This window comes from Nonomuraea solani, assembly GCF_900108335.1.
In the GTDB taxonomy this organism is placed as follows: Bacteria; Actinomycetota; Actinomycetes; order Streptosporangiales; family Streptosporangiaceae; genus Nonomuraea; species Nonomuraea solani.
Genome location: NZ_FNVT01000001.1, coordinates 416,688 through 439,171, shown reverse-complemented (window position 1 = coordinate 439,171; position 22,484 = coordinate 416,688). Strand labels below are relative to the sequence as shown.

20 protein-coding genes are annotated in these 22,484 nt (G+C 70.0%); 12 read left to right on the top strand and 8 right to left on the bottom strand.

The genetic code is table 11. The features are described from left to right. Positions 1–122: 122 nt before the first annotated feature. From C4V41_RS02055 to C4V41_RS02045, 3 genes are all read left to right on the top strand, one after another. Entirely contained in the window at positions 123–431 is a 309-nt protein-coding gene (locus C4V41_RS02055; protein ID WP_103953983.1) for a hypothetical protein, read from the top strand. Next, on the top strand, positions 428–2,608 hold the full coding sequence (locus tag C4V41_RS02050; RefSeq protein WP_103953982.1) for a hypothetical protein: 2,181 nt from the start codon (positions 428–430) through the stop codon (positions 2,606–2,608). Before C4V41_RS02055 ends, C4V41_RS02050 begins: the two co-directional genes overlap by 4 nt. A 158-nt stretch (positions 2,609–2,766) precedes the next feature. Further along, positions 2,767–3,195 (top strand): hypothetical protein, encoded by a 429-nt coding sequence (locus C4V41_RS02045; protein WP_146103491.1) that lies wholly within the window; start codon positions 2,767–2,769, stop codon positions 3,193–3,195. A gap of 33 nt (positions 3,196–3,228) precedes the next feature. Here the strand turns inward: C4V41_RS02045 and leuA are convergent, their stop codons facing one another. Continuing rightward, positions 3,229–4,935, bottom strand: a complete 1,707-nt coding sequence (gene leuA, locus C4V41_RS02040; RefSeq protein ID WP_103953980.1) for a 2-isopropylmalate synthase — start codon at positions 4,933–4,935, stop codon at positions 3,229–3,231. Between the two features lie 206 nt (positions 4,936–5,141). Next, positions 5,142–5,888: a dimethylargininase gene (gene ddaH / locus C4V41_RS02035; protein ID WP_103953979.1), complete on the bottom strand. Its 747-nt coding sequence runs from the start codon at positions 5,886–5,888 to the stop codon at positions 5,142–5,144. Positions 5,889–5,926: 38 nt separating this feature from the next. Here ddaH and C4V41_RS02030 point away from each other — a divergent pair, with 38 nt between their 5' ends. The 6 genes from C4V41_RS02030 to C4V41_RS02005 all read left to right on the top strand — a co-directional run bounded on the left by C4V41_RS02030 (position 5,927) and on the right by C4V41_RS02005 (position 12,688). Beyond that, the gene (locus C4V41_RS02030) at positions 5,927–6,172 is read left to right on the top strand and encodes a DUF2630 family protein (RefSeq protein ID WP_103953978.1); all 246 of its coding nucleotides are present in this window, start codon (positions 5,927–5,929) and stop codon (positions 6,170–6,172) included. Positions 6,173–6,246: 74 nt separating this feature from the next. After that, on the top strand, positions 6,247–7,230 hold the full coding sequence (locus tag C4V41_RS02025; protein ID WP_103953977.1) for a GNAT family N-acetyltransferase: 984 nt from the start codon (positions 6,247–6,249) through the stop codon (positions 7,228–7,230). A 35-nt stretch (positions 7,231–7,265) separates the two neighbouring features. Next, complete coding sequence (locus C4V41_RS02020) at positions 7,266–9,272, top strand: protein kinase domain-containing protein (protein ID WP_103953976.1); 2,007 nt, start codon at positions 7,266–7,268, stop codon at positions 9,270–9,272. A 108-nt stretch (positions 9,273–9,380) separates the two neighbouring features. Continuing rightward, positions 9,381–10,697 (top strand): MFS transporter, encoded by a 1,317-nt coding sequence (locus C4V41_RS02015; RefSeq protein ID WP_200823684.1) that lies wholly within the window; start codon positions 9,381–9,383, stop codon positions 10,695–10,697. A gap of 9 nt (positions 10,698–10,706) precedes the next feature. Further along, positions 10,707–11,372: a response regulator transcription factor gene (locus tag C4V41_RS02010; protein ID WP_103953975.1), complete on the top strand. Its 666-nt coding sequence runs from the start codon at positions 10,707–10,709 to the stop codon at positions 11,370–11,372. Continuing rightward, complete coding sequence (locus C4V41_RS02005; protein ID WP_103953974.1) at positions 11,369–12,688, top strand: sensor histidine kinase; 1,320 nt, start codon at positions 11,369–11,371, stop codon at positions 12,686–12,688. Before C4V41_RS02010 ends, C4V41_RS02005 begins: the two co-directional genes overlap by 4 nt. Here the strand turns inward: C4V41_RS02005 and C4V41_RS02000 are convergent. Beyond that, positions 12,679–13,584 carry a TAXI family TRAP transporter solute-binding subunit gene (locus C4V41_RS02000; protein ID WP_235029859.1) on the bottom strand — a complete coding sequence of 302 codons (906 nt, stop codon included), beginning with the start codon at positions 13,582–13,584 and terminating at the stop codon, positions 12,679–12,681. The genes C4V41_RS02005 and C4V41_RS02000 overlap by 10 nt on opposite strands. A 26-nt stretch (positions 13,585–13,610) precedes the next feature. Here C4V41_RS02000 and C4V41_RS01995 point away from each other — a divergent pair, with 26 nt between their 5' ends. The 3 genes from C4V41_RS01995 to C4V41_RS01985 all read left to right on the top strand — a co-directional run bounded on the left by C4V41_RS01995 (position 13,611) and on the right by C4V41_RS01985 (position 17,894). Beyond that, entirely contained in the window at positions 13,611–14,342 is a 732-nt protein-coding gene (locus C4V41_RS01995) for a Mut7-C RNAse domain-containing protein (RefSeq protein ID WP_103953973.1), read from the top strand. Positions 14,343–14,618: 276 nt separating this feature from the next. After that, positions 14,619–15,191 carry a hypothetical protein gene (locus C4V41_RS01990; protein WP_103953972.1) on the top strand — a complete coding sequence of 191 codons (573 nt, stop codon included), beginning with the start codon at positions 14,619–14,621 and terminating at the stop codon, positions 15,189–15,191. Between the two features lie 138 nt (positions 15,192–15,329). Then, positions 15,330–17,894, top strand: coding sequence for an AfsR/SARP family transcriptional regulator (locus tag C4V41_RS01985; RefSeq protein ID WP_103953971.1), 2,565 nt, complete (start codon positions 15,330–15,332; stop codon positions 17,892–17,894). Here C4V41_RS01985 and urtE read toward each other — a convergent pair. The 5 genes from urtE to urtA are packed head-to-tail and all read right to left on the bottom strand — an operon-like array spanning position 17,891 to position 22,366. Continuing rightward, complete coding sequence (gene urtE / locus C4V41_RS01980; RefSeq protein WP_103953970.1) at positions 17,891–18,580, bottom strand: urea ABC transporter ATP-binding subunit UrtE; 690 nt, start codon at positions 18,578–18,580, stop codon at positions 17,891–17,893. The two genes, C4V41_RS01985 and urtE, sit on opposite strands and share 4 nt — an antisense overlap. Beyond that, entirely contained in the window at positions 18,558–19,307 is a 750-nt protein-coding gene (gene urtD, locus C4V41_RS01975; RefSeq protein WP_103953969.1) for an urea ABC transporter ATP-binding protein UrtD, read from the bottom strand. The genes urtE and urtD overlap by 23 nt, the downstream gene beginning before the upstream one ends. After that, entirely contained in the window at positions 19,291–20,313 is a 1,023-nt protein-coding gene (gene urtC, locus C4V41_RS01970; RefSeq protein WP_103953968.1) for an urea ABC transporter permease subunit UrtC, read from the bottom strand. Before urtC ends, urtD begins: the two co-directional genes overlap by 17 nt. Further along, positions 20,310–21,158 (bottom strand): urea ABC transporter permease subunit UrtB, encoded by an 849-nt coding sequence (gene urtB, locus C4V41_RS01965; protein WP_103953967.1) that lies wholly within the window; start codon positions 21,156–21,158, stop codon positions 20,310–20,312. Before urtB ends, urtC begins: the two co-directional genes overlap by 4 nt. Next, the gene (gene urtA, locus C4V41_RS01960) at positions 21,158–22,366 is read right to left on the bottom strand and encodes an urea ABC transporter substrate-binding protein (RefSeq protein ID WP_200823683.1); all 1,209 of its coding nucleotides are present in this window, start codon (positions 22,364–22,366) and stop codon (positions 21,158–21,160) included. Before urtA ends, urtB begins: the two co-directional genes overlap by 1 nt. Positions 22,367–22,484: the final 118 nt, after the last annotated feature.

Here is a 22,484-nt window from a genome sequence, read left to right as displayed (position 1 = left end):
ACTCGTTCTCTAAACAGCATAGGATTCGCCCCGAAGAAACGCAACGTTCACTAACGGATCCGCCGCCGTTCCATACCTTCATCGCGTTTCCGCTTGTCCCGCCGACGGGACGGTGTCAGCGTGTGAGCACGTGGAAGACGTGGCCTCCTGATCCGTTCCGGTTCGGCCAGCCCTACAAGGAGGTCATCGTGGCCGACCTCGATCGTGAGGCGATGCGGGCCGTGGCGGAGCGGATCCAGCGCCTCTCGGACGAGCACTGGTGGGCGCTCGATCTCCCCTGCCGCCTGATGGAGAAGGACGCGTGGGTGGGGCCGACGGGCGCCAGGTTCGGCGCGGACGTCCACGCCGCCCAGCGAGAGCTGCGCGACCTGCTCACGCGAGCCGTCCACAGCGCGAACCAGAAGCTGGCCGCGACCCAGGACAGGCCATGACGGAGTTCACCGGGGTCAGGCAGCCCGAGTTCGACACGATGGCGAGCAAGCACACCGAGGCCGGCCGGCGGCTGGAGGAGCTGGCGCAGGCGCTGCACGGCGAGCTGACGAGCGCCGGCCTCGACCCCGCTCCGGCGGCCCGGCTCCGGCAACTCGCGGGCCGGGTCACCTCCCAGGCCGAGGACCTGCGACGACGCCAGAAACTGGTCCACGAACTGGCACAACAGAAGATCACCTTCGGCCGGAGCACCGCCGCGGGCAGCTTCCTGGAGATCCCCGACGACCTGGACACCGCCAAGGGCCTCCTGGAGGGCACACTCGCGGGCCGCGCCGCCCTCCGAGCCGCCAACGGCGACGCCGCGGCCCTGGCCGAACTGGAGAAGTACGCGTCACGGGCCGGCGACCCGGCGTTCGCCAAGTCGTTCCTCACCACGCTGGGAGCGCGCGGCGTGACGCGACTGCCCGGCTCACTCGCTCTCGCACTGCGCGACGCCACCCGCCACCAGGACACCGAGCGCGCGACCCGGCTCTCCGGCCAGGGCAAGAAGACCCTCAGCATGCTGAGCACGATCCTCGCCAAAGGCACCAACCCGAAAAGTCCCGCCTACGCGGGCGCCGACTTCCTCAAGGACCTGGTGACGGAAGGACGGGCCCAGCACGAGGCCGGCGGCACGAGCTACTCGGGCTACCAGGCCCAGGCCCTCATCTGGCGCACCCACGACGGCAAACCGCCGTACTCGAGGCAGTTCATGGAGACCGTCGGCCGCGACGTGATCGTCTACGAACACGACCAACGCAAGGACCAGTGGGCGGCCGGCGGAGCCCGGCTCCCCATCCTCGACCTGGCCGGCGCCCTCGGCCTGAACCTCCAGCTGAGACCCGGCAGCCACATGAGCGGCCCGGACATGAAGGGCAAGTTCTCTGTGGTGGAGGACCTGTTCCATGCTGCGAAGCACGGCCGGGAGGCGTCCCATGCCCTGCTGGATCACACGCCGGCCGGGTGGAAGGAGTCCGTGCTGAGCTATCTCCTGACGACCCGGTGGCGCGCCACCCATCACTTGAAGGACTACAAGCCGATCAGGGACATGCTGACGACCGCGACCACCGGCCAGGACGCGACCTCTCAGAAGCTGGCGACCGAGATGATCAAAATCATCTCCGGCCAGGTGCACGAAGCCGTCGGCAAAGCCCCGGACGGCACCCTGGAGATCAAGAACAGAGAGCTCTTCGATCGCTACCTTCCCTTGGGCCTCCCCCTGGGCCGGGCGATCGCCGCCAACATCGACCAACTCTCCCGGCTGATCCTGAACCACAAGACATTCAACGGGGTCACGGCCACGGACATGTCCTTCGCGCTGGTGATGGCCACCGCGGACGATGTCGCGTTCGAAGAGCTGATCAGGGCGCAGACCGAACACATGAGAGCGGCACTCGACACCGTGCCACCCGTGGGCCTCGACGCGGGCAACGCCGAGCGGCTCGGGTTCACGAAGGCGGACGTCAAGCAGTACGACTTCAACCTGAACGGCGTGGTCGACAAGGACGACGTCCTGCGCTTCCTGGAGGACCGGGCCGTGGAGGAGGCGGAGCCCTTCGGGTTCCTGACGGAGATCCGCAAACAAGGACTGATCGCGCAGGGGCTGAACGACAAGAAGGCGGACGAGGCGCTGAAAGGCATGGTGGGCAGCGCGCTGGGGCTGCTGCCGGTGCCGGGCGCCAAATACGTGGGCGAACTGGCCAAGGGGGCGTTCGGCGACATGCTCGGCAAGGGGTACGACAAGTTCGCCGGGGCCGCGTACGACGAGATCGCCAAACAGGTCGCCCAGCGCATGTTCGTCCAGGGACGGACGATGGACGAGGCGCAGCAGAGCATCGCGGACAATCAGCTGGCCGTGTTCAGGTTGGGAGAACAGATGCTCGCCACGGCCTTGCTGAACAAGAGTGTGCTGAACGGGGTCAACATACGGAACGAGCCGTTCACGACCGGGAATCCGCCGGCTCTGAAGCCTTTCGCCGAGATGACTCCGGACGAGTACGGCCAGTTTCTCGCATGGGCCAGGAAGAGAGGCGGAACCAGTGGGCTGCTCAATCGTTTCGACACGACCCTGCACCAGACCGACAAGGTGACCGCTCATCTCGGCCTGAACGACCCCCCTCCCACGGGAGACAGCCAGTGAAGCCTCACCGCCTCTGGGCCACCTTGATCGCTCTGGCCTTCTGTGCTCTGGCCTGCACCGCAGGCGGCGCCCCAACCCCCACCTCGGTTCCACCGCCGACGCCGATCGCGGACGCCGCCCCCTACCTCTGCGAGCTTGTTCCTGAACAGGCATTCCGTGTGGTCAGCGGCACAACGGGAGCTCTCGCCGAGACGACGACCGGCACCGGGACGAGCGGCGAGTGCTGGGCGCCCGATACGAACCCCCACCCCCTGGAGGTGAGCTGGTTGCAGGTGGGCGACGGGACGACCCAGGAACATCTGGACTTCCTCATGAACGACAGACGCCGGCTCTACAGCAGATACGACGGAGTCAAGCTCCCCGCCGACCTGGGTGACGGCATGGCCGTCCGGCTGACGAATACCGTGCTGGCCGATCAGCCGTACCGGGTGAGCGCGAAGTTCCGCTGTGGCGGCAAGGATCGGCTGGTCGACATCTACCTGGCCCGGGTCGCCGCGGGCAGGGACGGGATCAAGGACCTTACGGCGCTGATGCGCATCGCTCAGAAGCGCTACGGCGGCGTGTACCGCTGCACTCCCGGCGAATAGGGCCCCCGAGAACCGGGGGCCCTAACGCAGGGGTCAGCGGGAGGCGCGGTTGACGACGGAGATGATGGCCTTGAGGGCGGCCGTCGTCGTGTTGGCGTCGACGCCGACACCCCACAGCACCTGCCCGTTGACCTCGCACTCCAGGTAGGAGGCGGCCTTGGCGTCGGTGCCCGCGCTCATCGCGTGCTCCACGTAGTCGAGGACCCGCACCTGGATGCCGACCTGGGCGATCGCGTCGATGAAGGCCGAGATCGGGCCGTTGCCGGTGCCCGCGATCTCGCGGATCTCGCCGTCGAGGCGGACGTCGGCGCTGATGCGGTCCTGGTCGTCGACCGTGGACTCGTGGCGGTGGGCCAGCAGGCTCAGGCGGCCCCAGCGGTTGGCCGGGTTGGGCAGGTATTCGTCGCGGAAGATCTCGTACATGGCGGCCGGGCTGATCTCGCCGCCCTCGGTGTCGGTGCGCGCCTGGACGACCTTGGAGAACTCGATCTGCAGCCGGCGCGGCAGGTCGAGCTGGTGGTCGGCCTTCATGATGTAGGCGACGCCGCCCTTGCCCGACTGGCTGTTGACCCGGATGACGGCCTCGTAGCTGCGGCCGATGTCCTTGGGGTCGATCGGCAGGTAGGGGACCGCCCAGGTGAACGCGTCGACCGGTACGCCGGCCGCCGCCGCGTCGCGCTCCAGGTGTTCGAAGCCCTTCTTGATGGCGTCCTGGTGGGAGCCGGAGAAGGCGGTGTAGACCAGCTCGCCGCCCCACGGGTGGCGCGGGTGCACGGGCAGCTGGTTGCAGTATTCGGTGATGCGACGGATCTCGTCGATGTCACTGAAGTCGATCTCGGGGTCGACGCCCTGGGAGAACAGGTTCATGCCCAGGGTGACCAGGCAGACGTTGCCGGTGCGCTCGCCGTTGCCGAACAGGCAGCCCTCGATGCGGTCGGCGCCGGCCATGTAGCCCAGCTCTGCGGCGGCCACGGCGCTGCCGCGGTCGTTGTGCGGGTGCAGGGACAGCACGATCGAGTCGCGGTGCCTGAGGTTGCGGTGCATCCACTCGATCTGGTCGGCGTAGATGTTGGGCGTCGCCATCTCGACGGTGGCGGGCAGGTTGATGATGACCTTGCGGTCGGGGGTGGGCTGCCAGACCTCGTTGACCGCGTCGCACACCTCGACGGCGTATTCGAGCTCGGTGCCGGTGAACGACTCCGGCGAATACTGGAAGTAGACGTCCACGTCGGTGGCGTCGGCCAGCTTCTTGACCAGCTTGGCGCCCTCGACCGCGATGGCGGTGATGCCGTCCTTGTCCTGGCCGAACACGACGCGGCGCTGGAGGGTGGAGGTCGAGTTGTACAGGTGGACGATGGCCTGCTTGGCGCCCTCGATCGACTCGAAGGTACGCTCGATCAGCTCGGGCCTGGCCTGGGTCAGCACCTGGATGACGACGTCGTCGGGCACGCGGCCCTCTTCGATGATCTGCCGGATGAAGTCGAAGTCGGTCTGCGAGGCGGCCGGGAAGCCTACTTCGATCTCCTTGTAGCCCATGCGTACGAGCAATTCGAACATCTGCAGCTTGCGGTGCGAGTCCATCGGGTCGATCAGTGCCTGGTTGCCGTCACGCAGGTCCACCGCGCACCATCGGGGCGCCTTGGTGATGACCTGGTCGGGCCAGGTGCGGTCGGTCAGCCGGATGGGTTCGAACGGCTGATAACGGCTGATCGGCATGGAACTGGGCTGCTGAGCGGTCATGTCGGAAGCTCCTCGTCGGTCCGGAAGAAAGCGGCCGACGCGCATGACTCGCTCCGCGGCGAGGGAGCCGGCCTCAGAGGCCCCCGCCGCGGCAGCTAAGAAGGAGCCCGCGCAGCATGCCATAGACGCTACCAGAGGTCTCGGGATGCGCCGTCCTGGATCTCACATCATGAGAACGACATCATGAGAACGACATCGTGGGAGCGTCAGTCGGCGATGAGGACGCTGAGGCAAGTGACGCAGCCTTCTAGCTTCTCATACTCTGAAATATCCACTTTTATCGTGGCAAACCCGCGCCGCTCCAGCATGGCGGCCGTCGCCGGCGCCGACGCGGCCAGCAGCACGCGGTCCCCGCCCAGCGGCACCACGTGCGCGCCCGCCTCCTCCTCCGGCACCAGCAGCCCGGGCAGGTCCACGTGCCGGGGATCCCCGATCAGCGTGCCGTCGGGCAGGGCGGTCACGGCCGACTTCAGGTGCAGCACACCCCGCATGTCCACGGGCACGACCTGCCGCTCGGGCAGCAGGGCGGTCAACTGCGTGATGCCCTCGGGGTTGGTGCGGGCGGACCTGCCCACGTACACGGTGGGGCCTGACTGCAGGACGTCGCCGCCGTCGAGCGTGCCGGGCCGCGCGATCCTGACCGCCTTCAGCCCCAGCTCCCGCACGACCGCCGCCACGGACTCCACCTCGGGCCGCCGTTCCGGCGCCCCCGGCCTGGTCAGTACGGCCACCCGCCCCGACACCACCACCGTGTCCTCCACGAACGGAGAGTCGGGCAGATCCTCGGCAACCGGTACGTGCACGGGCCGCCACCCATGAGCGGCCAGGGCCTCGACATAGGCGTCGTGCTGGACGAGAGCCCGCTCATGGTCCACAGGTTCGCGCTCGATGTGCGTCACGATGCCCTCGGCGAGCCGGGAGCCGGGCTTCCTTACCAGCGCGATACCAGACATAGGGCGTGTTCTATCACGCGATGATTAGAGTCTTGGGCATGCGGGACGACGAGATTCTCACCAGGATCAGCGCTCTGGTCACCGAAGAGCACGAGCTGCGCGACAAACTCTCAGCGGGCGACGTCACCTCCGACGAGGAGCACGCGCGCATCAGGGAGCTGGAAAGCGCCCTCGACCAGTGCTGGGATCTGCTCAGGCAGCGCAGGGCCAGGCGCGACGCGGGCGCGGACCCCGAGGGCGCCGGCGCCCGCCCGGCCCGCGAGGTGGAGAACTACCGCCAGTAGCGGCGCGAACCCCGAGCGGAAACCAAGCCGGAAAATCGTTCGCTTCCCCTGGTCGCCTGCGATTTGCTGAGCGCATGCGCATCCAGCCCATCGAACTCGACGACCGGCCGGACGAGGACCTGATCAGAGGGCTTCACGACGCGTTCGCGGCCTCCTCGGCCGCCGACGACCCGGGCCCTCTGCTCTCCTACGCCCGTTTCCGCCGCGACATCTTCACGCACACCCCTGGTGAGCGGCCCGAGGCGTGGGCGGTGGTCGAGGACGGCAAGGTGGCGGGCGGCTACGCGCTGTCGCTCTCCCAGCTCGACAACACCCACATGGGCTGGTTGTTCCCCCTCGCCGTACGCCCGGAGCGCGCGGGCCGCGGCCTCGGCTCGGCCCTGTTCGAGCATGCCTTGGACCGTCTGCGCACGCACGGCAGGAGCCTGGTCCTCACCGAGACCCCGGCCACCGGCAGCGGCGCCCGGTTCGCCGAGGCCCACGGCATGACGGTGGCCCTGCGGCAGGCCCGCCGCACGCTCGACCTCACCCAGGCCGACTGGCCCGCCCTGGAACGCCTGATGCCCGAGGCCAAGGGCTACAGCCTGGAGCTCTCGATCGGCCCGGCCGCCCCCGAACTGCTGCCGGACCTGGCGACGCTCATGAACGGCATGAACGACGCCCCGCGTGACGGCGGCGTCGAGAACGTCACCTTCACCCTCGACCGAGTCCGTGACCGCGACCAGCGCATCCCCGGACTCGGCGAGACCTGCTACACCGCGATCGCCCGCCGCGACTCCGACGGCGCGCCCGCGGGCTACACGCGCGTGTACGTCAGGACCGACCGCTCCCACACGTGGGCCGCCCAGTCCGACACGACGGTGCTGCGCGAGCACCGGGGCCACCGCCTGGGGCTGCTGCTCAAGCTCGGCAACCTGCTCGCGCTGCGGGAACACGAGCCGCACATCGAACGCGTCATCACCTGGAACGCCACCTCCAACGCCCACATGCTCGCCATCAACGAGGCCATGGGGTTCGAGCTCTTCGACGAGTGGACCGAGTGGCGGCTGGAGCTGTAGGCGCGGAGGAGCACTCGGGACTAACCTGACGATCTATGACCTTGGAGGCGCTGAGGGACAGGGATCCGCGGCAGGTGGGACCTTACGCCCTCCTCGGGCGGCTGGGCGAGGGCGGCATGGGCGTCGTCTACCTGGGGCAGGGCCCTGACGACACGCGGGTGGCCGTCAAGCTGATCCACGCCAGGATGGACGCCCACGCCGACTTCCGGCGCCGTTTCGCCCGCGAGGTGGCGGCCGCCAAGCGGGTCGCCCGCTTCTGTACCGCCCCTGTGCTGGACGCCGACGTGGAGGGCGACGTGGCCTACCTGGTCACGGAATACGTCGAAGGTCCCAGTCTCGGGGAGGCGGTCCGCCGGTCGGGGCCGCTGAAGGGGTCGGAGCTGGACGGGCTGGCCGCCGCGATGGCCATGGCCCTGCGCGCCATCCACGGGGCCGGGGTGGTCCACCGCGACCTCAAGCCGGCGAACGTGCTGCTCTCCCAGGTGGGCCCCAAGGTCATCGACTTCGGCATCGCGCAGTTGATGGACGCGGAGATGAGCAGCGCGATCGTGGGGACGCCGTCGTACATGTCGCCCGAGCAGATCTCGGGCGCCACGATCGGGCCGCCGTCGGACATCTTCTCGTGGGGCTGCACGGTGGCCTTCGCCGCCAGTGGCAACGCCCCCTTCGGTACGGGCTCCGTCCCGGAGATCCTGCTGCGCATCATCAACGAGGCCCCTGCCCTCACCGGCCTCACGGGGCCCCTGCGCGACCTGGTCGCGGCCTCCCTGACCAAGAGCCCCGCCGAGCGTCCCACGGCCCAGGACCTCATGGACCGGTTGAGCGGTTCAGGCACGATCCCGCCGGTCGAGGAGAGCGAACCGGTCCAGGAGAGCGAACCGGGCCGGGAAACCGCTCCGCCGACCCGGCCGCCGGCCCAGAAGCGGAAGCTGGTGGCCGGGGTCGCGGCCGTGGTGGTCGCGGCGGCCGGGGTGACGGCCGCGATCGCCCTGCCCGGTCAGGACGACGCCCCCACGACGAAAACTCTCAGCGTCAAGAACCCGCTGACGGCGCAGCAGAACGTCCTCTTCTACGCCCCGCCCGAACCGGCGGCCGACAAGCAGGCCAGGGCTTGGGAGAAGGACCGGCCGGCGGACTCGGAGCTGATGGCCAAGCTGGCCAAGGTCCCCCATGCCATCCGCCTGGCCGGCACCGAGGCCCCGGTCACGGTCGAGGAGACGCTGGCCAGAGCCGGGCAGGGCGTCCCCGTGTTCCTGATCAACTCCATGCCGGGCGGCGACTGCGTTCCCGCCGACACCGACATGAACACGTACCAGAACTGGTTGGAGGGCATCGCCCAGCGGATCGGGCAGGCCAGGGCGGCGGTCATCCTGGAGCCGTCCAGCCTGGTCAAGACCCCCGGCACCAAGCAGTGCGCGATGGCGGGCACCGCCGAGCAGCGTTACCAGGACGTCAGAAAGGCGGTGGCGATCCTCAAGGCCGGCCCGAACACGGCCGTCTACCTCGACGGCGGCGTGGAGCTCTACCCGGGCGCCGCCGAAATGGCGGAGCGGCTGGTCGGCGCGGGGGTGGACAAGGCGGACGGGTTCTTCGTCAATGCCACCGCCCACCAGGCCACGGAGAAGGCCATCCTGTACGGCAAGGCGCTGTCCACCTGCGTCGGCATCCAGTTGACGCACGGCAGGAAGGGCTGCCCTGACGGTCTCCGGCCGGATCCGGCGAAGCAGCCGCACTTCGTCGTCGACACCGCGAGAAACGGCAAGGGCTCCTGGTCCCCGAAGAAGGGGCTCTACAAAGACCCGCAGACGTGGTGCAACCCGCCGGACAGGGGTGTCGGCCCGCGGCCCACGACGGAGACGAACGATGAGCTGGTCGACGCCTACCTGTGGATCGCCCGCGCGGGCACGTCGAGCGGCCGGTGCCGCCGCGGCACCGACGGTGAGAAGGACCCGGAGCGCGGCATCGTAACCCCGCAGGCCGGCGAATGGTGGCCGGAGCTGGCGCTGGAGAGGGCGAAGAACGCCGAACCGCCGTTGCGCTGAGGTAAGCCCATGTTAAGCGCACGTTAGATCTGACCTTTGCTCCCTTGTCCGAACATCCTTCTGGGGTAAGGCTCTGGCCTGCAACTACTCCCCCCCAGGAGGTATTCGGTGAGCAAGGCACGCGTCCCGTGGAAAGCCGTGGTCGGCGGCTCGATCGGCAACATGGTCGAGTGGTACGACTGGTTCGTCTACAGCAGTTTCGCCGTCTATTTCGCCGCCTCCTTCTTCCCTGAGGGCAACGACACGGCGAAGCTGCTCAACACGGCCGCCATCTTCGCCGTCGGCTTCTTCATGCGCCCGCTCGGCGGCTGGCTGCTCGGCCGCTACGCCGACAGGAAGGGCCGCAAGGCGGCGCTCACGCTCACCGTCACGCTGATGTCGGCCAGCGCGCTGCTGATCGCGATCGCGCCCACGTACGAGGCGGTCGGCTACTTCGGCGCCGCGGTGCTGGTGGTGGCGCGCCTGCTGCAGGGATTGTCCGTCGGCGGCGAGTACGCGGCCAGCGCCACGTACCTCACCGAGGCCACCCCGCCCGGCCGCCGCGGCTTCGCCTCCAGCTTCCAGTACGTCTCCATGACCGCGGGCCAGCTCGTCGGCCTCGGCCTGCAGATCGTCCTGCAGAACTCGATGTCCAAGGAGGCCCTGAACTCCTGGGGCTGGCGCATCCCCTTCATCGTCGGCGCCCTGGCCGCCGCGGTCGTGTTCTACCTGCGCCGCAACCTCATGGAGACGGACGCGTACGACGAGGAGGAGCAGCAGGAGGAGGGCCAGGCCGGGCGCGGCACGATCAAGGCGCTGCTCGCCCACAAGAAGGAGGCGCTGCTGGTCATCGCCCTGACGATGGGCGGCACGGTCGCGTACTACACGTACACGACCTACCTCACCAAGTACCTGTCGAACACCGCCGGCCTGGCCAAGGAGACGGCCACGCTGGTGAGCTTCTGCGCGCTGTTCATCTTCATGTGCCTGCAGCCGCTGGCGGGCGCGCTGTCGGACCGGATCGGGCGCAGGCCGTTGCTGATCACGTTCGGGATCGGGTCGATGGTGGGCACGGTGCCGCTGATGACCGCGCTGGGCGGGGTGACAGGGTTCGGCGGCGGGCTGCTGCTCTCGCTCACCGGGCTGATCATCATCACCGGCTACACCTCGATCAACGCGGTGGTGAAGGCCGAGTTGTTCCCGACGAACGTGCGCGCCCTCGGGGTGGCGCTCCCGTACGCGATCGCGAACGCCCTGTTCGGCGGCACCGCCGAGTACGTGGCGCTGTGGTTCAAGGACAGCGGCATCGAGTCCGGCTTCTTCTGGTACGTCTCCGGCTGCGCTGCCGTGTCCCTCCTCGTCTACCTGACCATGCGCGAGACCAGGGACGCGGCCCTCTCGCGCGCCGAGCAGGGCACGCATGAGCCGGTGCCGATCCGCACATAACCTGGCGACATGCGAGTTCTCCTGGTCGAAGACGACGATCGGCTCGCCTCCGCGCTCACCACGGCCCTCGCCCGGCACGGCCACCAGGTCACCCGGGCGGGGCTGGCCGTCGACGCCCTCCGCCTGGCGGGGGGCGCCGACTTCGTGCTGCTGGACCTGGGCCTGCCCGACATGGACGGGCTCGACGCGCTGCGCCGCCTGCGCCGGGTGTCGGCGGTGCCGCTGATCGTGGTCACCGCCCGTACCGAGGAGCGCGAGGTGCTGCGCGGCCTGCGGTCTGGGGCGGACGACTACCTGGTCAAGCCGTTCCGTACGGTCGAGCTGATGGCCCGCATGGAGGCCGTGATGCGGCGCGGCACCCGCCCGCTGCCGCACCGCGACGACGTGGTGAGCGTCGGCGACGTGCGCATCGACCTGGAGTCCCGTCAGGTGACGGTGGCCGGCGAGCCGGTGACGCTGACCAGGCGCGAGTTCGACCTGCTGGCGCTGCTGGCGCGCGAGCCCGGCGTGGTGCGCGGCCGGGAGGAGATCCTCGACGAGGTGTGGGGTGACCCGCTGCTGTCGGCGTCCCGTTCGCTGGACGTCCACGTGGCGAACCTGCGCTCGAAGACCGGCCGCCCGGGGCTGGTGGAGACGCTGCGCGGGACCGGCTACCGGCTGGGCTCGACGGCGTGAACGCGCGGCTGGTGGTCACGTTCACCACGCTGATCGTGTTCCTCATCGCGGCGCTGGCGATCCCGCTGGGCCTGGCCTACGCCTCCCACCGGACCAACCGGCTGCTGCTCGACCGCCGCGCCGACGCCACCCGCTTCGCCGAGCTGGCCGACCAGGCGGCGCGGGACGGCGACCGCACGGGGCTGATCGCCGAGATCACCCGCTACTCCGACCTGTACGGCGCCGCCGTCCGCGTACGCGACCGCGACGGCTCACTCCGCCTGACCGCGGGCCGCTTCGAGGCCGACGACCGCGACGCGCTGCGCCTGGCGCTGGCCGGCCGCACCACCGAGGACCTGCCCACGATCGGCCCCTTCGGACCGGCCACCGTGCTGCTGGCCGAACCGGCGGGCAGGGACGCCCAGCTCTCGGGCGTGGTGCTCCTGGAGACCCCCACGGACCAGGCCCGGCTGGACGTGTCGCTGGTGTGGGGCGCGCTGGCGCTCGGCGCGCTGGCGGCCCTGGCCTCCTCGGTGCTGGCGGCCAGGCGGCTGGCCCGCTGGATCCTGCGGCCGGTCACCGAGCTGGACCAGGCCACGCGGGCCATCGCGCGGGGCCGCCTCGACGCGCGGGCGCATCCCGGTGTCGGCCCTTCGGAGCTGCGGCGGCTGGAGGAGCGCTTCAACGCGATGGCCGACGCGGTCTCCATCGCGATGGAGCGGCAGCGGGCGTTCGTGGCCGACGCCTCGCACGAGCTGCGGACACCGCTCACGGTGCTGGGCCTGCGGCTGGAGAACCTGGAGCCGCATCTGCGGGCGGAGGGCACGGCCGAGTACGAGGAGGCGATGGCCGAGCTGGACCGGCTGGCGCTGCTGGTGGCCGACCTGCTGACGCTGGCCAGGGTCGAGGCGGGCGCCGAGAGCAAGGAGACCGCGCTGGGGCCGCGGCTGGCGACGTGGCGGGAGGTGTACGCGGCGAAGGACGTGCACCTCATAACCGACATTTCAGAATCGGTGGTGGTTCCGGAACCGGCGGCCAGGATCGCGGACATCGCCCTCGACAACGCCCAGAAGTTCGTCCCCCCGAACGGCACCGTGACCGTCACCCTCCACGACGGCGTGCTCCGGGTGACCGACGACGGGCCCGGGCTGAGCGAGGAGGAGCGCGCGGAGGCGCTGGGACGGTTCTGGCGCTCCGGCACCCACGCGAACGTACCCGGCAGCGGCCTCGGCCTGGCCATCGCCGCCGAGCTGGCCCGCGCCTGCGGCGCCACGCTGCACCTCCTCCCAGCGGCACCGCACGGGCTGGTGGTCGAACTCCGGCTCCCTCAGCCGTAGACGGACCGGTAGTAGCGGGCCGCGCCCGCGTGCAAGGGCACGACACCGGTGCCGATGGCGTAGCGCTTGTCGAGGCGCCCGCCGGGAGCCGACGGGGCCTTGAGACGGTCGCGGGCGCGGAAGAGCGTCTCGGTGATCGTGTACGCCAGATCCCCGGACAGCGAACTCCGGCACATCAGGTAGCTGGGCGTGCCCAGGGTCGGCACCGGCTCGGTGGCCCCGTAGGCGCCCGCGGGCACGGACGCGTGCTCGTACACGGGCCCGAACCCGCGCCGCAGCACCGGCACCAGCGACTCCAGCGGCACGAGCCGGATGCCGCCGAGCGCGGCCAGCGCGGGCGTGGGCACGCCACCCGACCAGAAGAACGCCTCGATCTCGCCGTCGCGCAGCGCCTTGATGGAGTCGTCCAGATCCAGCCGGACAACCTCGGGCGGCCGGGCCGGCTCGGCGGCGGCCAGCACGCGGGTGGCGGTCACCGCCGTGCCCGATCCCTGCACGCCGATGGACACGGCCCGGCCGGCCAGCGCCGCCACCGTGGTGATCCTCGATTCCCTGGGGACGACGAGGTGGACGTAGTTCATGTACATGCGGGCCAGCGCGGCGACGGGCTGATGCCGTACGCGTACCGCGTCGTCGGCGCTGTCGGCCAGCGCGAACCCCACGTCCGCGCGCCCGCCGGCCATCATCCCGAGGTTCTGCACGCTGGCGGCGGTGCGCAGCACCCGCACGCGCAGCCCGTCGCGCCGCAGCTCCTCGGCCAGCCGGTCGCCGAGCTGCCCGTACGGCCCGCCGGCCAGCCCGGTCGCCAGTCGCAGCTCCTCGTGCCCGTCACCACTCCCCGAGCACCCGGCCGCCAGCGCGACCAGACCGAGAAGGGAGCGGCGGGATATGGGCATGAATTCACGTTATCTGGTGCCACAGAATGGACCTCGTGACCGCACGTATGCGCATCGCCCCAGAGCTGAAGATGTTCCTGCCCGTCAGCCGCCGCCAGGAGTGGCAGGAGGTGACGCCGGACGGCACCTCCACGCTGGGCCACCACGTCGAGTCGATCGGCATCCCGCTGACCGAGGTGGGTCCCATGGTGGTGAACGGCAGGGGCGTGCCGCCCTCCTACCAGCCGGCGCACGGCGACGTGGTGGAGGTCCATCCGGTGCCGCGGCCCCAGCAACTGCCCGCGGAGCCGCGCTTCCTGCTCGACGTGCACCTGGGCACGCTCGCGCGGCGGCTGCGCCTGCTCGGCATCGACACCGCCTACCACAACGACATGGACGACCCGGCGCTGGTGGTGCAGGCCAACGAGGAGCGCCGGGTGCTGCTCACGCAGGACCGCGGCCTGCTGCGCCGCCGCGCGCTGTGGCTGGGCGCCTACGTCCGCGGCTCCGCCCCCGCCGACCAGCTCCGCGACCTGCTCGAACGCTTCTCCCCGCCGCTGCGCCCGTGGACGCGCTGCACGGCGTGCAACGGCGAGCTGGTGCCGGTGACGAAGGACGAGGTCGAGCCCCTGCTGGAGGCGGGCACGCGGCGCAGCTACGACGCCTACGGCCGCTGTGCCGACTGTGGCCAGATCTACTGGCACGGCGCCCACAGCGGTCATCTGGAAGAAATCGTGCAGTCGGCACAAATCTGGGCCAATAACGCAGACAATCGGTAACACCTCTTTCCTTGCAATGGAATCTGGAATCAACCTCAAGTTGATCTCAGAACAGCCCTCCACCTGCGCGGCCATGAGCGATTCAGCCATTGGCCGATGACCCGCGAAGCCCTGACCGGCCATTCCCAACGGGAGCATCTTTCGCATTTGTGGAATACGGGCATATTGGCATGATTCGCTGCGCTTTGCCCGCGCCACCCACAATTCCGATACTTTGTCGGTACCGCGCGTTATGCGCGTACCGTCACTCTTCCGAGATAGGAGGATGTATCAACAATGCCCGATAACCCAGCGGCACCCGACAACGACGTCGGGTCCGGCCCCGCGAAAAGGGGGAGGCGAGGGAAGGTCGTCGTCACCGTCTTCACGGTGGTCGCGGCGCTGGTCGGCGTACCCGCCGGGCTGCTGACCATCCGCGCCGCCGTCGCCGGCGACGACTCTCCGGCGATCGCCATCGTGGCGCCGGCGGTCGGAGCGGGCGCCACCGCCTCGCCCTGTCCCGCCGTCCGGGGGACCGCGAAGCTCGCCGAGGGCATGGCGTTGCTCGTGGCCGTGCGCAGGAAAACGGGGTGGCCGCGGAAGAGGACGACGGACTTCTACCGCGTCGACCCCGCCCGCGCCTCCGGCCAGTGGGATGTGACCGTCTCGCTGGAAGCCGACGATCCCAGGATGGCCGGACAGTGGTTCTCCATCTCGGCGCTCACCGTACCGGCGGTCTGGGCCGATTTCCTGGAGAAAGTCGACGGCACCGCGGACGGCCCCATGATGGTGGCCTCCGCGATGCCGCCCCATGAAGGCGAGGCGCCTTCGATCGACGTTCAGCGAGAAGCCGGACAGGGCTCCTGCTGAAACAGTGCTGTTTGCCTGGTCAGTGACGATAGCCGTTACCCGGGCAAACAGCCGTCATGGTGATGATAATCCACTACCAGGTATAACTGTTGTTCTACACAAGGTGTTACCTCTTTCTCCTCCTCAAAGGTAGGTTGCGTGGAATTCCGCATCATGGGGCCGCTCGAGGTTCGCGACGGCGACGGGATCGACCGCACGCCCACCGTGCCGAAGCACCGTGACCTGCTGGCGATGTTCCTGCTCAACGCCGGCCGTCCGCTGACCGTCGAGCGGCTGCGCAGGCTGCTCTGGCCGCGCGAGGGCGGTGACCGGTCCGACTCCCTGGTCCGCGGCTACGTGGGCGAGCTGCGCAGGCTGGTCGGCAAGGACGTGATCACGACCGTGTCGGGGTCGTACGTGCTGGCCGGCGGACTGCTCGACGTGGACCGGTTCCGGCTGCTGGTCGACCAGGGCGCCTACGAGGAGGCCCTGTCGCTGTGGCGCGGCGACGCGCTGGCGGACGTCGACCCCGAGGGCGAGCGGTGGACCGAGACGCTGCGGTTGCGCGAGGAGCTGGAGGAGCTGCGGCTGCTCGCGCTGGAGCGCCGGGTGCAGGCCGACCTCGACGCGGGGCGCCACCGTGAGCTGCTGGCCGAGCTGCGGCGGCTGACCAAGGAACACCCCCTGTGGCAGCGCTTCCGTGGCCAGTACATGCTGGCCCTCTACCGCAGCGGCCGCCGGGTGGACGCGCTGGCGGCGTACGCGGTGCTGCGCGACCGGCTCGACGGCGGCCACGCCATCGAGCCCGACCCCGAGCTGCAGCTCCTCTACCATCGCATGCTGCACGACGACGTGTCCCTGCATGTCTCGGCGGGCCCGCCGGTGCTGCTGCCGCCCGACGTGGCCGGCTTCACCGGCCGGGAAGAGCTGCTCGACCGGGTGATCGGCGGCCAGGTCGTGGTGCACGGCCAGGCGGGCGCGGGCAAGTCGGCCCTGGCGGTGCACGCGGCCTGGCGGGCGCGCGAGAGCTTCCCCGACGGCATCCTGTACGCCGACCTGCGCGAGACGACCACCCCCGCGGCGGTCCTGGAGGACTTCCTGCGCTGGCTGGGCTGCCCGGCCCAGGCCATCCCCGCCTCGCTGGAGCAGCGCGAGCGCCTGTTCCGCACCTACACGGCCAACCGCGGCCTGCTGGTGATGCTGGACAACGCGGCGAGCGAGGCCCAGGTGCGCCCGCTGCTCACCTCCTGCCCGACGGTCGTGACGAGCCGCTCGTCGCTCGGCGGCCTGACCGGCGCCATGCGGCTGTCGGTCGGCGTGCTGGACGACGGCGAGGCGCTCGACCTGCTCGTCAGCGGTTCGGGCCGCCAGGCCGACGACTCCCTGCGCCGGTTGGCGGCCTTCTGCGGCGGCCTGCCGATCGCGTTGCGCGTGGCCGGCTCCCGGCTGGCCGCCCGGCCCGAGTGGACCGTCGACTACCTGGTGAGCCTGCTGCAGGACGAGCACGGGCGGCTCGACCGGCTGCACGCGGGCGACCAGGCGGTGCGCAGCGTGTTCGCGATCGGCTTCGACGGCCTGCCCGAGCCGGCCCGGCGGACGCTGCGCGGGCTCGGCGCGCTGTCCGCGCCCGACTTCGCCGACTGGGTGACCGAGCAGCTCGGCGGGCACGCGGAGGCGCTGGTGGACGCGGGGCTGCTGGAGACGCACGGCGTCGACGTGGCGGGCCAGGTCCGCTACCGGATGCACGACCTGACCCGGCTGTTCGCCCGCGAGCAGCCGGCGCCCGGGGTGCTGGACAAGCTGGCGGCGGTGGTGCCGGCCCGGGTGCGGGCGTCGCGGTTCTCACTGGTGTCGGGCGATCCGGGCACGGCCGTGCAGACCAGGGACATCAGGGAGTCGGTCGAGTGGCTGGAGGCCGAGCGGGCGTTCCTGGTCAGCCTGGTCGCCGACCTGCACGCGGCCAGGCTCGACGACGGCTGCTGGGAGCTGGGGCACCTGCTGGCGCCCTACCTGGAGCGGCACCGGTACCTGGACGACTGGCGGACGGTGTCCGGGCTGGCGCTGGAGTCGGCGCGGCGGGCCGGCGACCGGCGGGGCGAGGCGCTCATCCTGCTCGACCAGGGCGACCTGCACCTGGCCGAGCGGCAGTGGGAGCGGGCGCACGAGGTGCTGCGGCCGGCGCTGGAGACGTTCCTGCGCGAGGGCCGGGCCCGCGACGTCGACCACGTCAGGCGCCGGCTCGGCCGCGTCCACCTCGAACTGGGCCGCCTCGACGAGGCCGAGCAGGCCCTGCTCACCTGCCTGGCGGGCGCCGGCAACCTGCGCGACTCCGCCGACGCCGAGCGGGTGCTCGGCGCGGTGCTGCGCCGGGCGGGGCGCCTCGACGAGGCCGCGCAGCGCCTGCTGACCGCCATCGGGCACCTGACCGAGCTGGGCGACCGTCACCGGCAGGCCGACACGCTGCTCGACCTGACCGCCGTCTACCTGTCCCAGGCCGCCAAGCCGGCCGCCAGGTCGGCCGCCGAGCGGGCCAGGAGCATCGCCGTACGCCTCGGCGACCGCCTGCTCGACGCCCACGCCCTGCTGGCGCTGGCCCGGGTGAACCGGGCGGAGGGCGCGATGGACCGGGCCCGTGAGCTGACGGTGTCCGCCCTGACCGTCTTCGACGAGACGGGCGACCGCTCGGGCGCCGCCAACGCCCGAGCGCTGCTCGCCGGGCTCTAGACGGCGAGCAACCGCTGGACGTCCTCGCGGTGGAGCTCCTCGGCGGCGCCGGTGCGGACGACGTGCCCGCCGTCGAGGATGACGAACGTGTCGGCCAGCCGCAGCGCGATGTCCAGATACTGCTCGACGAGCAGCACGGCCAGCCCGGAGGCGTGCAGCCGCTCGATGGCCGCCTCGATCTCCAGGATGATCGAGGGCTGGATGCCCTCGGTGGGCTCGTCGAGGATGAGCATCCTGGGCCGGGTCACCAGGGCGCGGGCCATGGCGAGCTGCTGCTGCTGGCCGCCCGACAGGTGGCCGGCGCTCCGCTTGAGCAGGGGCCTGAGCGCGGGGAAGATCTCCAGTGCCTCGTCGACGGCCTCCCTGGGCTGCTTGGCGGCCTCCACGGTCACCAGCAGGTTGCCCAGCACGGAAAGCTGGGGGAAGCACTGGTGGCCCTGGGGGACGTACCCCATGCCCAGGCGTACGCGCTCGTGCGGCTTGAGCCTGGTGATGTCGCGGCCGTCGAACGTCACCGTGCCCGCCGTCGCGGGCAGCACCCCCATGACGGTGTTGAGCAGCGTGGTCTTGCCGACGCCGTTGCGTCCCATGACGCACACGAGCTGCCCTGGCCCGACCTCCAGTGAGACGCCGAACAGGACGCGGGCTCTCCCGTACCCCGACTCAAGGCCGGTTACCGACAGCATCGCCAGCCCTCCTCCCCAGATAGACCTCCTGTACGCGAGGATCGGCGCTGACCTGCTCCACCGACCCCTCCACGAGCACCTTGCCCTCGTGCAGCACGCTCACCTTCGAGGCGTGCCGCCGCAAGAACTCCATGTCGTGCTCCACCACGATCACCGTGTGGTCGTCGGCGATCTGGGTGAGCAGCTCACCGGTGCGCTCGCGTTCGTCCTTGGACATGCCCGCCACCGGCTCGTCCAGGAGCAGCAGCCGGGGCCGCTGCGCGAGCAGCATCCCGATTTCGAGCCACTGGCGCTGGCCGTGCGAGAGAACGCCGGCCGAACGTTCGGCGAGGTCTTCGAGACCGGTCCTGGTCAGGGCCTCCTCGACGGCCTCAGAGACGCCCTTGCGGCGCCGGGCCAGCGACCACAGCGGCTTCCTGAAGCTGGCCGCCAGGTCGAGGTTCTCCAGGACGGTGAGCTCCTCGAACACGACCGACGTCTGGAACGTCCGGCCGACGCCCAGCCGGACGATCTGGTGCTCCTTCCTGCCGACCAGGTCCTGGCCACCGAACCGCACGGTCCCGGCGGCCGGCCTGGTGAGCCCGGTGATCACGTCGATGAGCGTGGTCTTGCCGGCCCCGTTGGGCCCGATGAGGAAGCGCAGCTCCCCGTCGGGCACGGTCAGGTCCACGCCGTCGAGCGCGCGGAAGCCGTCGAACACGACCTGGACGTCACGTAGTTCGAGCACGTCGCAGCCTCTCCGTGAGACCGGCGATCCCCTTGGGCGCCAGTGTCATGACCAGGATGAACAGCGCGCCCTGCAGGTAGAGCCAGCCGTCGGCGAACTGCTCGCTGAACGCGGTCTTGGCGTAGCCCATGACGACCGCGCCGAGCACGGCCCCGGCCAGCGCGTGCCGCCCGCCGACGGCCACCGCGACGACGAGTTCGAGCGAGGGCACGACGCCGAGCAGCGCGGGCGAGATGATGCCGACGACCGGGACGAACAGCGCGCCCGCCAGCCCGGCCATGCCCGCCGAGGCGGCGAAGGTGACGGTCTTGACCAGGGCCGGGTCGTAGCCGAGGAAGCGCACCCGGTCCTCGCCGTCGCGGACGGCGACGAGCAGGCGGCCGTACCGGCTGTTCACCAGTTGCCGGGTGGCGAGGTAGAGCACGCCGAGCACGCTCGCGACGACCAGGTAGAGCCCCCGCTGGGTGGAGTCGTCGGCGAGGTCCTGGCCGAAGAGCTCGAAGAAGTTGGTCATGCCGTTGGTGCCGCCGGTCAGCCCCTGCTGGCCGACCAGCAGGATGACCATGGCTGCGGCCAGGGCCTGGGTGAGGATGGCGAAGTACGCGCCGCGTACCCGCTGCCGGAACACCAGCGTGCCCAGGACCAGCGCGAGCAGCACGGGCCCGAGCACCGCCATCCCGAGGGCGAAGACCGGGTTGGCGAACGGCGTCCACAGGGCGGGCAGGTTCTCGACCCCGCTCCACACCATGAAGTCGGGCAGCCCGCCGTCGCCGGCCTCGGTGAGCTTGAGGTACATCGCCATCGAGTAGCCGCCGAGCCCGAAGAACACGCCCTGGCCGAGCGTCAACATGCCGCCTTTCCCCCAGGCCAGCCCGATCCCGAGGGCGACGATCGCGTAGCAGAGATACTTGGCCAGCAGCCCCAGCCGGAACGGCTCCAGCAGCAGCGGCGCGGCCACCAGCGCGACCACGGCCACGGCCGCGAAGGGCAGATGTCTCTTGATCATGTGAGCACCCTCGACCTCAGCACGAACATGCCCTGCGGCCGGATCTGCAGGAACGCGATGATGACGGCGAAGACGATCACCTTCGCGAGCGAGGCGTCCGACCAGAACTCGGCGTAGGAGTTGAGCAGCCCGAGCCCGATGGCCGCGAGCACGGCTCCGCGCAGTTGCCCGAGCCCGCCGGCGACCACGACGAGGAACGCGTCCACGATGTAGTACGTCCCGAGCGCCGGCCCGACGGGACCGATGAGCGTCAGCGCCACCCCGGCCACGCCCGCCAGCCCCGACCCGATGAAGAACGTCAGCATGTCCACCCGGCCGGTGTCGATCCCGCTGGTCGCGGCCAGTTGCCGGTTCTGCACGACGGCCTGCGTCCTGCGCCCCAGCCCGGTCCTGGTCAGGTACGCCCACACCGCGACCACGCCGGCGATCGCGAGCCCCATGATGAACAGCCGGTTGTACGGCAGGATGCCCACGCCGCCCGCCAGCCACGACGGCGCGGTCACCTGCACGTTGGGCGCGCCGAACAGGTCGCGGGCGAGCTGCTGCAGCACCAGGCTGACGCCCCAGGTGAGCAGCAGCGTGTCCAGCGGGCGGCCGTAGAAGTGCCTGATCGCGGCCCGCTCCAGGATCAGCCCCATGACCCCGGCGACCAGGAACGCCACCGGCAGCGCCAGCACCAGGTCGCCCAGCAGGAACGCGGTGTAGGCCCCGGCCATGATGAACTCGCCGTGCGCCATGTTGATCACGCCCATCTGGCCGAACGTGAACGTCAGCCCGAGCGCGATGAGCAGCAGCACCGCCCCGATGGACAGCCCGATGGGAAGCTGGTTGACGAAGGCCGTCATCACTGTCCCGCCGCCAGGCCGCCGGCCCACGGGTAGCCCTTGAGGAAGGGGTCGGGCTTGATGGGCTCGCCCGAGTCCCACACCTGCTTGATCAGGCCGTCCGGCTGGATGATGCCGATGCGGGCGGTCTTGTACATGTGCTGGTTCTCGCCGTCGATGGTGACCAGGCCCTCGGGGCGTTCGAGCGCGATGCCCGGCGCGGCCTTCTTGACCGCCTCGACCTCGGTCGAACCCGCCTTCTTGACCGCCTCGGCCCACAGGTAGACGGCGTTGTAGCCGGCCTCCATGGGGTCGCTGGTGACCTTGTTCTGACCGTATTTCGCCTTGTACGCCTTGACGAACGCGTCGTTGGCCGGGGTCTCGGTGGTCTGGTAGTAGTTCCAGGCGACCGGCTGGCCGGCGATGTTGTCCACGCCGATGCCGGTGACCTCCTCCTCGGCGACGCTCACCGACAGCACGGGCATGCTCTCCGCCGTCGCGCCCGCGCTCTTGAGCTGCTTGAAGAACGCGACGTTCGAATCCCCGTTGAGCGTGTTGAAGACCGCGTCCGGTTTGGCGCCCATGACCTTGTTGACCAGCGTGGAGTATTCGGTGTGGCCCAGCGGGGTGTACTCCTCGCCGAGGATCTCCATGCCGTTCGCGGCCGCGTACGCCTTGATGATCTTGTTAGCGGTGCGCGGGAAGACGTAGTCGCTGCCGACCAGGAACAGCTTCTTCTTGCCCTGTTCCTTGAGATAGTCGAGGCCGGGGATGATCTGCTGGTTGGTGGTGGCGCCGGTGTAGAAGATGTACGGCGAGCTCTCCAGGCCCTCGTACTGCACCGGATACCACAGCAGCGCTTTATACCGTTCGAAGACCGGCAGCATCGCCTTCCTGCTGGCCGACGTCCAGCCGCCGAAGACGGTGGCGACCTTGTCCTGCCTGATGAGCTTCGTGGCCTTCTCGGCGAACGTCGGCCAGTCGGAGGCGCCGTCCTCGACGACGGGGACGAGTTGCTTGCCGAGCACACCTCCGGCTTTGTTGATCTCCTCGATCGCGAGCAGTTCGGCGTCGCGGACGGTGACCTCGCTGATCGCCATCGTGCCGCTCAGGGAATGGAGCAGACCGACCTTGATCTCTTTGGCGGAAGTGGCGGTTTCGGCGTTGGATCCGCAGGCCACGAGGGCTGAGAGGAGCAGCGCGGAGACTATCGGGCGGGAGATGCGCACAGGAGTTCCTTCCTGCAGACCGGTTCTGCGAGAAAGGTGACTCCGCGACATTTCGCCGGAAGATCCCATTTGTTAATTGGCGATTGCCAAGCGTTCACAGAAACTCGCGATGTTCACC